At 69.3% G+C, this 13,627-nt stretch carries 13 protein-coding genes; 3 read left to right on the plus strand and 10 right to left on the minus strand.

Annotated features, from left to right (window positions below; genetic code table 11):
• From M9945_RS00415 to M9945_RS00425, 3 genes are all read left to right on the plus strand, one after another.
• Positions 1 to 690, plus strand: coding sequence for an NAD(P)H-binding protein (locus M9945_RS00415; RefSeq protein ID WP_367942966.1), 690 nt, complete (start codon positions 1 to 3; stop codon positions 688 to 690).
• Between the two features lie 30 nt (positions 691 to 720).
• The gene (locus tag M9945_RS00420; RefSeq protein ID WP_367942967.1) at positions 721 to 1,074 is read left to right on the plus strand and encodes a hypothetical protein; all 354 of its coding nucleotides are present in this window, start codon (positions 721 to 723) and stop codon (positions 1,072 to 1,074) included.
• Positions 1,075 to 1,151: 77 nt separating this feature from the next.
• A complete protein-coding gene (locus tag M9945_RS00425; RefSeq protein WP_367942968.1) occupies positions 1,152 to 3,407 on the plus strand; it encodes a TonB-dependent receptor plug domain-containing protein in 2,256 nt (751 codons plus the stop codon).
• A gap of 109 nt (positions 3,408 to 3,516) precedes the next feature.
• Here M9945_RS00425 and M9945_RS00430 read toward each other — a convergent pair whose 3' ends face one another.
• The 10 genes from M9945_RS00430 to M9945_RS00475 all read right to left on the minus strand — a co-directional run bounded on the left by M9945_RS00430 (position 3,517) and on the right by M9945_RS00475 (position 13,524).
• Positions 3,517 to 3,876: a DUF779 domain-containing protein gene (locus M9945_RS00430; RefSeq protein WP_367931599.1), complete on the minus strand. Its 360-nt coding sequence runs from the start codon at positions 3,874 to 3,876 to the stop codon at positions 3,517 to 3,519.
• 74 nt (positions 3,877 to 3,950) lie between these two features.
• Positions 3,951 to 5,468, minus strand: a complete 1,518-nt coding sequence (gene adh / locus M9945_RS00435) for an aldehyde dehydrogenase (protein WP_367942969.1) — start codon at positions 5,466 to 5,468, stop codon at positions 3,951 to 3,953.
• A 209-nt stretch (positions 5,469 to 5,677) separates the two neighbouring features.
• Positions 5,678 to 6,640 carry a helix-turn-helix domain-containing protein gene (locus tag M9945_RS00440; protein ID WP_367931597.1) on the minus strand — a complete coding sequence of 321 codons (963 nt, stop codon included), beginning with the start codon at positions 6,638 to 6,640 and terminating at the stop codon, positions 5,678 to 5,680.
• A gap of 134 nt (positions 6,641 to 6,774) precedes the next feature.
• Positions 6,775 to 8,061, minus strand: coding sequence for an endonuclease Q family protein (locus M9945_RS00445; protein ID WP_367942970.1), 1,287 nt, complete (start codon positions 8,059 to 8,061; stop codon positions 6,775 to 6,777).
• A 40-nt stretch (positions 8,062 to 8,101) separates the two neighbouring features.
• Positions 8,102 to 8,890, minus strand: coding sequence for an ATP-binding cassette domain-containing protein (locus M9945_RS00450; protein WP_367942971.1), 789 nt, complete (start codon positions 8,888 to 8,890; stop codon positions 8,102 to 8,104).
• On the minus strand, positions 8,887 to 9,042 hold the full coding sequence (locus tag M9945_RS00455) for a hypothetical protein (RefSeq protein ID WP_367942972.1): 156 nt from the start codon (positions 9,040 to 9,042) through the stop codon (positions 8,887 to 8,889). Before M9945_RS00455 ends, M9945_RS00450 begins: the two co-directional genes overlap by 4 nt.
• A complete protein-coding gene (locus M9945_RS00460) occupies positions 9,039 to 9,830 on the minus strand; it encodes an ATP-binding cassette domain-containing protein (protein ID WP_367942973.1) in 792 nt (263 codons plus the stop codon). The genes M9945_RS00455 and M9945_RS00460 overlap by 4 nt, the downstream gene beginning before the upstream one ends.
• On the minus strand, positions 9,827 to 10,657 hold the full coding sequence (locus M9945_RS00465) for an ABC transporter permease (protein WP_367942974.1): 831 nt from the start codon (positions 10,655 to 10,657) through the stop codon (positions 9,827 to 9,829). The genes M9945_RS00460 and M9945_RS00465 overlap by 4 nt, the downstream gene beginning before the upstream one ends.
• Positions 10,654 to 11,643 (minus strand): ABC transporter permease, encoded by a 990-nt coding sequence (locus M9945_RS00470; protein ID WP_367942975.1) that lies wholly within the window; start codon positions 11,641 to 11,643, stop codon positions 10,654 to 10,656. Before M9945_RS00470 ends, M9945_RS00465 begins: the two co-directional genes overlap by 4 nt.
• Positions 11,644 to 11,910: 267 nt before the next feature.
• Positions 11,911 to 13,524, minus strand: a complete 1,614-nt coding sequence (locus tag M9945_RS00475; protein WP_367942976.1) for an ABC transporter substrate-binding protein — start codon at positions 13,522 to 13,524, stop codon at positions 11,911 to 11,913.
• Between the last annotated feature and the right edge of the window lie 103 nt (positions 13,525 to 13,627).

Below are 13,627 nucleotides of genomic sequence, written 5' to 3' on the forward strand. Positions count from 1 at the left end.
ATGACGGTGACGGTGATCTTCGGGGCGCGCACGGGCGTCGGCTTCCACCTCGCGCGGCTGATGCGCGAGCGGCGGCAGCCCGTCGTCGCCATGCTGCGCCCCGGCACCGACGCAAGCGCGCTGGAGGCGCTCAGTGTCACCATCGCCCGCGGCGACGCCTTCTCTCCGGCTGACATCGACACCGCGCTCGACCTGGTCGCAGGGCAGGAAGCCGGCGGCGAGTTCGACCTGGTCTCCACCATCGGCGGCCGGCGCGAGGACGGCCGCTTCGCCGACGAGGACGGCAATATCAACATCGCGAACCGCGCGGCGGCGCGGGACAATCTCGGCCGCTTCGTCCTCGTCACCTCCATCGGCTGCGGCGAGATGGCGCCTTATCGCTCCGAGCGGGCGATCGCCGCCTTCGGCGCATCCGTCGACGCCAAGACCCGCGCCGAGAACCATGCGCGGCGCATCATCCCCTCCGCGACGTTCATCCGGCCGGGCGGCCTGCGCTCCGAGCCGGCCACCGGCCGCGGCATCCTGTCCGATGACGTTGAGATCCACGGCTTCATCCACCGCGAGGACGTCGCCGACCTCACCGCGCGCGCCCTGCGCGACCCGGCGACCGAAGGCCGCGCCTTCGCCGCGGTCGACGCCGATCAGGCGCGTTCCATCCATCCCATCGAGCCATTTCCCCTAGCCAGATGAGACCACCCATGCAGCACAAGGGACAAAGAAATGAAGCTCGGCTTCCTGATGATCATCTTCACCCTGGCCGAGGGCGGCCAGCTTTCCGGCGCCTTCGTCAACACCGCCACGCTTGAGGAGTGCGAGCAGCGCGCCGCCGTGGTGCGCGGCATCCTCGAAAAGGGCGACATGCCCATCGAGCAGATGGTGTGCCGCGCCTCCGACGCCGAGTTCGAGCCCTTCGTCCACGGCATGGAGGCCTACGCCGAGCCCCAGAGCTACATCGTCTCCTTCGACGACGAGCGCGCGACGGTCGAGAAGGCCGCGTCGTGCGACGGCGCGGCGCCCGCGCCGGGAAGCTGGTGCGTCACCTCGATGCAGAAATTCGCGTCGGAAGCGCAGTAACGCGCCGTCGGGAAATGACCGGCGGGGCGGGCCCCCGCCTCGCCCCCAAAGAACATCATGTCTGGAGAGTTGGGATCATGAAAGACACAACCGCAACCATCAGCCAGAAGGGGAAAAGCCCTTCCAGCCAGACAATCGTGAAGGCGGCGGCGCTGGCGCTGCTGGTCTCGTCCGCGACCATCGCCCTCGACGCCGCGCGCACGCCGGCCCATGCGCAGGACGGCGGCGTCACCTGGCTCGACACCATCGCCGTCGTCGGCACCCGCACCGAAACCTCCGTGCAGGACAACCCCGCCTCGGTGACGGTGGTCGATCAGGAGGAGATCGCGAAGAAATCGGGCGAGTCCATCGCCGACATGCTGCGAGACGTGCCGGGCGTCGAGGTGGTCGACGATTCGATCCCGGGCATGAAGCGGCTCTCCATCCGCGGCGAATCCTCGCGCCGCGTCACCATCCTCGTCGACGGCCAGGAGATCACCGATCACTCGAACTACGGCACGCCGATCCTGATCGACCCGTCCAATGTCGAGCGCATCGAGGTGGTGCGCGGCCCGGCCTCCGTGCTGCACGGCGCCAAGGCGATCGGCGGCGTCGTCAACATCATCACCAAGCGCGGCGCCGACAAGCCGGTGCAGTTCGAGACCGGCGGCACCTACTATTCCGGCACCGCCGGCTGGCAGGGCTGGGCGGCGGTCTCCGGCACGGTGGGCAATTTCGACTACCGTTTCTCCGGCAGCCTCGACGACCACGGCGACCGCCGCGTGCCGGACGGCCGCTACACCTCGACCGGCAGGCTCGAGGACACGCCGTTCAGCAACGACTACCTGTCGGCGCATCTGGGCTACACCTTCGGCGAGGCGGGCAACCACTACATCGCCGTGAAGGCCGAGCAGCACCGGCTGTCGACCAAGAGCTGGATCGGCGAGATCGATCCGTCGATCACGCACTTCTCCATCGACCTGCCGCAGCGCGACAGGCGCAAGATCGGCATCTACTATGACGGCAAGGATCTCGGCCCCGTCGTCAAGAACGTTCACCTCGACGCGTACTATCAGACGGTTGACCGGCTTTTCATGAACGACGTCGAGACGTACACCCCGGCGGCACCGCCGGCGACTCCGTTCGCGACAACAACCAGGGTCGGCTCGACATCCGACGACAAGAACGTGAACTTCGGCGGGACAGCGCAGGTGGATATGCAGTTCCACCCCGATCACTATACGATCTTCGGGATAAGCTATCTTTCCGACCAGCTATCCTCGGCAAAAGATACCAACGTCTATAATAGCATTGCGCGTCCGACCCCTCCGGGTCCCTTGAATATGTACGTCCATGCGAAATCACTGAATGACGCAACCATCGATACGGTATCGGGATTTGCGCAGAATGAGTGGTCCTTCCATGACGATTTCAAGCTGACGACCGGCGCGCGGTATTATTATACCAAGATCACGCACGATCGGTACATGGTCGGATCGGCCGTCGGCATGGGTGCGCCGCCGGCTGCGCCTAGCCTCGCGTCCGGCACGACATCCCCCGACAAGAGCGATGGCCGGTTGGTGACGTCAGCCGGCCTGACCTATACCGGCATCGAGAACACGACGCTGCGCGCGCTCTATTCGGAAGGCTACATCACGCCGTCACTGGTGCAGATGTTCATGCTCACGAGCGGCGGCGGCATCACGATCAACGGCAATCCCGATCTCGAGGCGGAAACCTCGCGCAGCTTCGAGCTCGGCGCCCGCTACAACACCGGCGACGTCATCATCGACGGCACGGTGTTCTACACGCAGGCCAAGAACTACATCACCACGACTCCGGACCCGGCCGGCGCCATCGGCGACCTGACCTACGTCAACGCCAACCGGGCGACGACCTACGGCCTCGAGCTCGCCGCCGAATACACCATCCCCGGCACGGCCTTCACGCCTTACGTCTCGGGCGCGTGGATGCGGCGCATGATCGAAATGGAGGAAGCCACGTTCTCGTGGTCGACCTACAACAGCAACACCCCGGCGCTGTCGGGCCGGTTCGGCGTGCGCTGGGAAGGCGAGGTCGCCAACCACAACGCATGGGCGGATCTTTATGCGCGCGTGGGAAGCGGTGCGAAGCAGACCACATGGAGCGCAACCGACGGTTTCGAAACCGACAGCGTTCCCGGCTACGCCACGCTCAACTTCGCCTTCGGCGGCTCGTTCGGCGGCGAGGACGACGACCGCTTCCGCTATGCGGTCAACTTCAACAACATCCTCGACAAGGAATACCGCTCGTCCCTCGCGGAGCTGCCCGGCATCGGCCGCAGCGTCGAGGTGTCGCTGCGCATGAAGTTCTGACGACGACAAGAGGGGGGAAGCGCGTCCGGCGGGCTCGCCGGGCGCGCAAGCGAAGACGGCCCGCCATCGGCAGCGATGGCGGGCCGTCTTCGTTTCCTGAGCCGGCTTTCTATGTCCCCGGCACGGCGCAGACGGTCGAGCGGGTCAGGAAGCGTTTCTCGCGGCCGTTGTCGAGCGAGAACATGCCGCCGCGCCCCGGCACCACGTCGATAGTCAGGTCCGTGTGCTTCCACGCCTCGTATTGCTCGGCGCCGATATAGACCGGGGTGTCGCCGATGGTGCCGAGCAGCACGTCGCGGTCGCCGACGATGAAGTCGCCCTGCGGATAGCACATCGGCGAGGAGCCGTCGCAGCAGCCGCCCGACTGGTGGATCAGCACCGGGCCGTGGTCGGCGATGATCTCGTCGAGCAGTTGCACCGCCTCCGGCGTCGCCGAGACCTTGCCCATGGAGATTTTTTCCTCGGCCATACGAGCCTCCTTCGTGAAGAGAAACACGGGGCGGCGCGGCAATAACGCCGCCACGCCGCCCCGCGCCGGGAGGATCAGAAGAAGCCCAGCTTCTTCGGGCTGTAGCTGACCAGCATGTTCTTGGTCTGCTGGTAGTGGTCGAGCATCATCTTGTGGTTCTCGCGGCCGACGCCCGACTGCTTGTAGCCGCCGAAGGCGGCATGCGCCGGATAGGCGTGGTAGCAGTTGGTCCACACGCGGCCGGCCTGGATGGCGCGGCCGAAGCGGTAGGCGCGGTTGCCGTCGCGCGTCCACACGCCGGCGCCGAGGCCGTAGAGCGTGTCGTTGGCGATCGACAGCGCCTCGGCGTCGTCCTTGAACGTCGTCACCGAGACGACCGGGCCGAAGATCTCCTCCTGGAAGATGCGCATCTTGTTGGTGCCCTTGAACACCGTCGGCTTGACGTAGTAGCCGCCGGCGAGGTCGCCCGGCAGCATATTGCGCTCGCCGCCGGTCAGCACCTCGGCCCCTTCCTGCTTGCCGATGTCGAGATAGGACAGGATTTTTTCCAGCTGCTCGGACGAGGCCTGCGCGCCGATCATCGTCGCCGGGTCGAGCGGGTCGCCCTGGACGATGGCCTCGACGCGCGCAATCGCCTTCTCCATGAAGCGGTCGTAGATCTTCTCGTGGATCAGCGCCCGGCTCGGGCAGGTGCAGACCTCGCCCTGGTTGAGCGCGAACATGACGAAGCCCTCGATGGCCTTGTCGAGAAAGTCGTCGTCCTCGGCCGCCACGTCCTCGAAGAAGATGTTGGGGCTCTTGCCGCCCAGCTCCAGCGTCACGGGGATCAGGTTCTGCGAGGCGTACTGCATGATGAGCCGACCCGTCGTCGTCTCGCCGGTGAAGGCGATCTTGGCGATGCGGTTCGACGAGGCGAGCGGCTTGCCGGCCTCCAGCCCGAAGCCGTTGACGATGTTGAGCACGCCCGCCGGCAAGAGGTCGCCGATCAGGTCGGCGAGCAGCATGATCGAGGCCGGCGTCTGCTCGGCCGGCTTCAAGACCACGCAATTGCCGGCCGCGAGCGCCGGCGCCAGCTTCCACACCGCCATCAGGAGCGGGAAGTTCCACGGGATGATCTGGCCGACGACGCCGAGCGGCTCGTGGAAATGATAGGCGACCGTGTCGTGGTCGACCTCGGAGATGCCGCCCTCCTGCGCCCGGATCGCCCCGGCGAAATAGCGGAAATGGTCGACGGCGAGTGGCAGGTCGGCGGCGGAGGTCTCGCGGATCGGCTTGCCGTTGTCCCATGTCTCGGCCAGCGCGAGCAGGTCGAGGTTCTCCTCGATGCGGTCGGCGATGCGGTTGAGGATCAGCGCCCGCTCGGCGGCGCTGGTCTTGCCCCAGGCGTCCCTGGCCTTGTGGGCGGCGTCGAGCGCGGCCTCGACATCGGCCGCGTCGGAGCGGGCGATCTCGCACAGGACGCGCCCGTTCACCGGCGAGGTGTTCTCGAAATACTTGCCCGATTTGGGCGCGGCCCACTGGCCGCCGAGGAAGTTGTCGTAGCGCTTGGCGAACGGCATCTTGGCGGTGCGGGAAAATTCGACCTTGTTCATGGTTTCCTCCACTTTTCTCCAGATCTGCATGATTGAGCGCGATCCCGCCCGGAAATCCGGCCTCCCTGTTCCGGAATCGCGCTCGGGCCGCGACTACCCGGAGGCAGCGCGGAATGGATGAAGTGTTGCCCAAGCCTGTTGCGCCGTCACGGCGCGCCCGCGACGGACCTTGCGCGATCTGTCGCAGGAATGAGACAGTCCCGCGCCGCTCAATGCATGCGGCGGATGCCGAGGCGGGCCAGCTTGCGGTGGAGCGTTGCCCGCGAGACGCCGAGCGCCTCGGCCGCGGCCGAGACGTTGCCCTGCGCGCGGGCGAGCGCCCGTTGCAGCACGGCGCGCTCGGCCCCGTCGAAGCCCTCGCCCCGCGCCCCGCCGAGAAGGTCGGACGCCGGCAGCGGCCGGGCGAAGCTCTCTGGCGTCAGCCCGAGCGCCAGCCGCGCCGAGCGCGTCGCGCCGATCACGAGGTCGTCGCCGTCGACGGCCAGCAGCGCCGCCGGCGAATTGTCCGGCGTCGGCGCCAGCACCACGCGCGCATGCGGGAAAGCGAGGCGGAAATTCTCCGCCTCGATCCGGCGCACGGCGTCACCCACCGCGACCGAGATCAGGTGGACGAACCCCTCCGTCAGGTCGGCACGGCAGGAGGAGACGTCGAGCGCGGCGGCAAGGTTGCCCTCGTGGTCGTGGATCGGCGCGGTGGTGCACGACATCAGCGTGTTGCGCGAGAAGAAATGCTGGTCGCGATGGACGGTCAGCATCCGCCCCTCGACGAGGCAGGTGCCGATGCCGTTGGTGCCCTCGCTCTCCTCGCTCCACACCGAGCCGGTCCACAATCCCCATTCGGCAAAGGTGCGGTCGTCGCCGACCGCCCCGCGCCGCTCCACCGGCACGCCGTCGCGGTCGGCGAGCAGCACGCAGCAGCCCACCCCGCCGACGGCGAGATAGAGCCGGTCGAGGCTGGCCTGCGCGGCATGGATCAGCGGCTCGATGCGCTGGCGCGCCAGCTTCAATTCGCCCTCGGTCAGCCGCCGGGGCGGCTGGCGCTCGGCCGGGTCGAGATGGTGCAGCGCCGCCGAGCGGCGCCATGACGCGACGAGCGCCGAACGCGCAGCCTCGTCGGTTTCGATTGCGGCATGCACCCTGTCGGCATGCCCGACTGCCACAGTTGCGCTCATTCGCTCCTCCCGGAATGCGCGGCGACTTCTCTGCGGGGGTCTGTCCGGCCGCTCCGTCTCCTCCGGACGGGGCGGCACGGGGTCATTGTATCCTTCCGGCCAGAACGGTCAATCACCGCCGTCGCCGCGAAGGATCAGGAAGCGGCGACACGAGGTCGGCGGACCGGCCTTCCCGGCAGCTCGCCCTCGGCGAACAGCCGGATCGTGCCGTACTCGCCGTCATAGCCCGGATCGCGGATCACGCTGCCGGCGCGCAGGCGCGCCACCGCCTCGCCGAGCAGCGGATCGCAGCGCGCCACGTCCTCGGCCGGCACCGCGCCGAGCAGGTCGAGCTCGGGCCCGAGCGCGGCCAGCGCCTCGCCATAGCGGGCCGCGACCGCCTTCGAAGCCGGGCCGACGCCGGCGATCTCGCCGAGAATCTCGGGCAGCGGCACGAGGCTTTCCGTCGTGCCGGCGGTCGCGGGAACCGCCGGCTCGTCGCGGTCGGCCAGCGCCTCGATGCGATGAGCGACCCCGACGGTGACCGGCCGGCCGCAGACCGGGCAGCGGCCGCCGAGCGCCAGCGTCTCCTTCGGCGTCAGCCGCACGCTGCAGGCGCGATGGCCGTCCATGTGGTACTTGCCTTCCTCGGGGAAGAACTCGACCGTGCCGACATAGCCGTCCCCCGTCTCCAGCGCCCTGCGAATGGAAAAATAGTCCGGCTCGCAGGAGAAACGCGTCGCCTCGCGGCCGAGCTTGCCGGGCGAATGGGCGTCGGAATTGGAAACGAGCCGGTAGCGGTCGAGGAAGGAGAGGCGCCGGTTCATCTCCGGGTCGGAGGACAGGCCCGTCTCGACCGCGAAGATGTGATGGGCCAGGTCGCCATAGCAGTCGTCGATGGAATCGAAGCCGGATTTCGAGCCGAGCGCGGCGAACCACGGCGTCCAGATATGCGCCGGCACCAGATAGGAGTCCGGTCCCGATTCCAGCGCTATCTCCAGCAGGTCGCGCGAGTCGAGGCCGAGGATCGGCCGCCCGTCCGAGGCGATGTTGCCGATGCGCGCGAGCTTGCCGGCCAGACGGTCGGCGCTGGCGAGGTCGGGCGCGTAGATCAGATGGTGCACCTTCCGCGTCTTGTCGCCCTTCTTGTAGATCGTCGAAATCTCGGTCGACAGCATGAAGCGCACCGGCCGCCGGCAGGCAGGCGGCAGCATGGCGGCGAGCGCGTCCTCGATGTCGGGACGCAGGCGGAACAGCCCGCCATTGTCGGGAACAAGCTTGTCCTTCAGCTCGGCGAGCCACACGGGATGGACGCAATCGCCGGTGCCGACGACTCCAATACCCTTGCGCGCCGCCCAGAGGTAAAGGTGTTCGAGATCGAGGTCCCGGCTGGTGGCGCGGGAATGCTTCGAATGGACGTGGAGATCGGCGATGAAGGTCATAATGGCTTGATGCCGGCCGATTCTGGCCGGCCCCGCCATCCTATGCCCCGGAAGCAGGAAATGCAAAGCGCGGCGCGGCCGCGACCAGCGCCTGCCCGACCGCCGAGCGCGGGGCGGAAACGATTGTGCCCGCCGGGCCTTCCTCGACGATCCGCCCCGCCTCCATCACCGCGATGCGGTGCGACACCGCCCGCACCACGGCGAGGTCGTGCGAGATGAACAGGCAGGCGAGGCCGTGCTCGCGCTGGAGCGCGACGATCAGCTCGAGGATGCGGCCGCGCACCGCGACGTCGAGCGCAGACACCGCCTCGTCGAACACGATCAGGTCCGGCCGGCTGGCGAGCGCGCGGGCGATGGCCAGCCGCTGGCGCTGGCCGCCGGAGATGGCGTGGACCGGACGGGGGCCAAGGTCCGGCGAAAGCCCGACCCGTTCGAGCAGCGCCGCGACCGCCGCCGGCCTTGCGACGCGCGGCGCGAGCCCGTGGATGCGCAGCGGATCGTCGAGCGCCCGCGCCACCGTCGCGCGCGGGTTGAAGGCGGCGAGCGGGTCCTGGAACACCATCTGGATGCGCCCGCGCATACGCCGCAGCCGCTCGCCGCGCAGCACCGTCAAATCCTCCCCCGCGAAGGCGATCCGCCCGGCATCCGGCTCGATCAGCCGCAGGATGACCCGCGCCAGCGTCGACTTGCCGCAGCCGGACGGCCCGACGAGGCCGAGCGTCTCGCCCGGCGCGACCGACAGCGACACGCCGTCGAGCGCCACGACGCGGCGGCCGGCCGAGACGAAGGTCTTCGACAGCTCATGGGCGGCGAGAAGCGGCACGTTCACGATGCCGCCTCCCTGAAGCGCGGCCCGATCTGCGGCGGCGTGGCGCGGCCCGGCGCGAGCGACGGCGACGCATCCTCGACCGCAGCGATCCGGCGGCCGGCCACGGCGAACGTTTTCGACAATCCGGCGACAGCGAGAAGCGGCGCGGTCAACGTACCGCCTCCCCACCGACCAGCGGCGGCGTGTCGAGGCCGATATGGCAGCCGAGCAGCATGCGTGTATAGGCATCGCGCGGCGCGGCCAGCACCGCTGCGATCGGCCCCGCCTCCACCAGCCGCCCCTGATCGAGAACGCCGACCCGGTCGGCGAAACCGGAGGCCAGCGCGATGTCGTGGGTGATGAAGACGAGCGTCATCCCCGCCTCCGCCACCAGTTCGTTCAACAGAGCGACAACTTCCGCCTGCACGATGGTGTCGAGCGCGCTGGTCGGCTCGTCGGCGATCAGCAGCGCCGGCCCGGCGGCGATGGCCGCCGCGATGGCGACGCGCTGGCGCTGGCCGCCGGAAAGCTGGTGCGGAAAGGCGCGGGCGGCGGCATACGGGTCGGACAGGCGCACCCGCTGGAAGAGGTCGAGCGCATGGCCGCGCGCCGCCGGTCGCGAGAGGCCGAGATGGACCCGCGCCACCTCGGCCACCTGCGCGCCGACGCGGCGCACCGGGTTCAAGCTCGCGCCCGCGTCCTGGAACACGAAGCCGATGTCGCGCCCCGGGCGCGGCGGGCGCGTGAAGCCCGGCCCGTCGATCCGGCCGGCAACGGCGGCGTCGTCCGGCAGCAGGCCGGCCAGCGCCAGCGCCAGCGTCGACTTGCCCGACCCGCTCTCGCCGATCACCGCCAGCGTCTCGCCCCGGCCGATGTCGAGGTCGATCCCGGCGAGCGCCGGCAGCGATGACCCGGCATAGAAAACGGCAAGCCCGCGCAAGGTCACGAGCGGCGCGCTCATGCCCGCACCTTTCGCACGGCCAGCGCCTCGGCCAGCCCTTCGGAGAGAAGGTAGACGCCGAGCACGGTGACGACGAGGCCGAGCCCCGGCACGATGGACAGGAAGGGCGCGGAGCGCAGCACGTTGCGCCCCTCGGCGATCATCGACCCCCAGGTGACGATGTTGGGGTCGCCGAGGCCGAGGAACGACAGCGCCGCCTCGACGAGGATGGCGTTGGCGACGATGACCGAGGCGAGCGCCAGCACCGGCGGCAGCGCGTTGGGCAGCACCTCGCGCAGCGCGATTTCCGCCGGCCGCATGCCGACGACGCGGGCGGCCGCGACGTAATCGCGCTCGCGGATCGACAGCACTTCGGCCCGCGCCAGCCGCGCCGGCCCGGTCCACGCGCCGAGCGCGATCGCGAAGACGACGACCGGCAGCGACGCGCCGGCGACGGAAACGAAGGCGAGCGCGAGCAGGAAGCCCGGCACGGTCTGGAACGCTTCCGTCAGCCGCATCAGCGCCTCGTCGACGAGGCCGCCGGCAAAGCCGGCGACGGTGCCGACGAGCGCGCCGGCCACGGCCGCGACCAGCGCCGTCGCCAGCCCGACGACGAGCGAGGCGCGCGCGCCGTGAAGGAGGCCCGCCAGCACGTCGCGCCCCAGCCGGTCGGTGCCGAGCGGGAAGGCGGGATCGGCAAGCGGCGCCACCAGCGCCGGCCCCCTTATCGCCAGCGGATCGCCGGGAAAGAGGTACGGCGCAAGAAGCGCCGCCAGCACCGGCAGCGCCAGCAAGGCGAGGCCGGCGACGCCCTCGCGGGAGCGGAGAAGGCGGGCAAGGACGCTCACGACGCCGCCTCGCCCGTGCCGACGCGCGGGTCGAGCGCCGCATAGGCGAGGTCGACCGCGAGATTGACGAGAACGACCATGACGGCGCTGACGAGGATGATGCCGGCGAGCAGCGGCGCGTCGCGCGCGGCCACCGCCTCCTGCGCCAGCCGGCCGAAGCCGGGAATGGCGAACACGCTCTCGATGATGACGCTGCCGCCGAGCATCGACGCCGCCTGAAGCCCGAGCATGGTGACAAGCGGCAGAAGCGCGTTGCGCGCGACGTGGGCGAGCGCGATGCGCAGCCGCCCGAGCCCGCGCGCCCGCGCCGCCAGCGCATAGTCCTGCCGCCACGCCTCGGCCATGCCGGCGCGCATCATGCGCAGGAAGAGCGCGAGATAGATCATGGCGAGCGCGGCGACCGGCAGGGCGAGGTGCCAAGCGATGTCGCGGACGCGGGCGAGGCCCGTCTTGCCGGAAGCGATGGTCTCCAGTCCCGCGGTCGGGAACCAGCGGAGCTGCACGGAAAAGACGACAATCAACACCAGCCCGAGCCAGAAGCCGGGCACGGCGTAGAGCGCCAGCGAGCCGGTCGAGAGCGCCCGGTCGAGCGCGCTTCCCGGCCGCATGCCGGCGAGGATGCCGAGGCCGGAGCCGAGGGTGAAGGATAGCGCCACCGCCGATCCCATCAGCCACAGCGTCGCCGGCAGGCGCTCGAGCACGAGGTCGAGCACCGGCCGGCCGAAGGCGAGCGACCAGCCGAGATCGAGCCGCGCCAGCGAGGTGAGGTAGAGCGCGAGCCGCGCCATGACCGAGCCGTCCAGCCCCCAGTCTTCGCGCAAGGCGGCGACGAGGGCGGGGTCGCCGCCGCCGATGGAGAGGAGATAGGCGTCGACCGCATCGCCGGGCGCGGCCTCGGTGAGCAGGAACGCCCCGGCGACGACGAGCGCCAGCACCGGGACGGCGGTGAGGACGCGGCGCCTGAAAAGGCGGAAGGTTCGGCTCATGCCGGTCGAGCCGGGCGACGGCGGGCGGCTTTCCGGTCACGCCGCCGCCGCCCCTCATCCGCCCTTCGGGCACCTTCTCCCCGTGAACGGGGAGAAGGGGAAGCGGCGAGGTCGCGGCAGCGTCTCCTCTCCCCGTTCACGGGGAGAGGATGCCGGCAGGCAGGTGAGGGGCGGCGCAGGCGCGCGTGGGTCATGCGCTGCAGGTCGAATTCGAAAGGCGTCTCAATCATGCGCGGCTGGAAGCTCAAGGCGGACGCCGCCAGCCTATCACGATTCCAGTTCCGTATCCGCCCAGTTGGAGACGGCCCAGCGCGGATTGTTGGAGACGTTCCGCACCTTGTCGCTGGCCACAGTGGTAAAGCCCCATTCGGCGACGCTGATGAGCGGCAAGTCCCGCGCCACCAGCCGCTGGAACTCGCGATAGAGCGCCGTCCGCGCCGCCGTGTCGACCGTTTCCGCCGCTTCGTCGATCAGCGCGTCGAGCGCCGCGTTCTCGTAGCCGCCCTGGTTGGAGAACGGCACGCCGGCCGGCGTTCCGCTCCTGACGAGGATGGTGGTCGAGATCGCCGGGTCGCCACGGAACACGCTCGGCACCACGGCAAGGTCGAAATCGTGGTCGGTATAGATCGCCTTCTGGTGCGCGGCGGGATCGTTGTTGACGACCGTGGCGTCGATGCCGATGGCCGCGAGCGCCTGCCGCAGATAATCGCCGAACTGCCGCGTCTCGGTAAAATAGGGAGCCGGCAAAAGACGCACGGAGAAGCGCGTCCCGTTCGCCCCGCGCGGATAGCCGGCCTCGTCGAGCAGCGCGTTGGCCCTGTCGACGTCGAACGCATAGGTCTCGACATCCGGCTCGTAGAATTCCGGCGCGTTCTTCGGCACGATGCCGGTCGACGCCTCGGCATGGCCGAGAAAGATGGTGCGCACGACGAAATCGCGGTCGATGGCGTGGGCGATGGCCCGCCGCACGGCAAGGTCAGCCAGCTCCTCGCGGCGATGGTTGATCTCGACGCCGAGCTGGTAGGTCAGCCCCTCATAGCCTTTCGTGTGGACCGTCAGCCCCTCGACCTTCGAAATGCGGTCGAGATCGGTCAGCGGCACCTGGCTGAAGGCGGCGAGATGGATCTCCCCGGCCTCCAGCGCGCCGGCGGCGGCCGCGCGGTCGGGCAGGACGCGGAAGACGATCTGCTCGAGCTTCGGTTCCCCCTCGCCCCAATAATCGGGGTTGCGTTCGAGAAGATAGTACTCGCCCGGCCGGTGCTCAATGAGCCGGAACGGCCCGGTGCCGACGAGCTGGTTGTTCAGCGGGCTCGCGGCGATATCGGCTTCGTTCTCGAAGACATGCCTGGCCACCACGCTCGAAACGACCGGCAGCGCGTTGCGGATCAGCTGGAACGGCGTCGGCTTCGAGAAGCGGAAGATCGCGGTCAGCTCGTCGGGCGTGTCGACGGCTTCGAGATTGGCGAAGACGAGGCGGCCGAGATTCTGCAACGGCTTCCACACCTTCAGCGCCGAAAAGGCGACATCGGCCGAGGTGAAGGGCGCGCCGTCGTGCCAGCGCACCCCTTCGCGCAGGCGGAACGTCGCGGACAGCCCGTCATCCGACCCCTCCCACGCCACGGCAAGGCGCGGCGCCAGCCCGTCCGGGCCGTCAAAGGAAGCCTCGGCCAGCGGCTCGATCACCTTCGAAGCGATGAAGAAGACGCCGTTGGAGGCGACGATGGCCGGGTTGAGGTTGCGCGGCTCGGAATCGGCGGCGACGACCAGCCGGCCGCCCTCGCCGCCGCCTTGAGCGAGCAGAAGCGAGGGCATCGCCGTCGAGGCGAGAAGAAGCGCGGTTCCCTGAAGGACCGTGCGGCGCGAAAACCGGAACGGGATCATCCTCGTGCTCGCTGTCACAGATATGGAAGGCTGCGACCATGAACCCGCCGCGTGGCGCGCGCTAGGTCCACGTCCACTATCCGACAAGGGCAGGCGAGCGGAC

The sequence above is a fragment of the Aquamicrobium sp. genome, assembly GCF_023954335.1.
Classification (GTDB): domain Bacteria; phylum Pseudomonadota; class Alphaproteobacteria; order Rhizobiales; family Rhizobiaceae; genus Aerobium.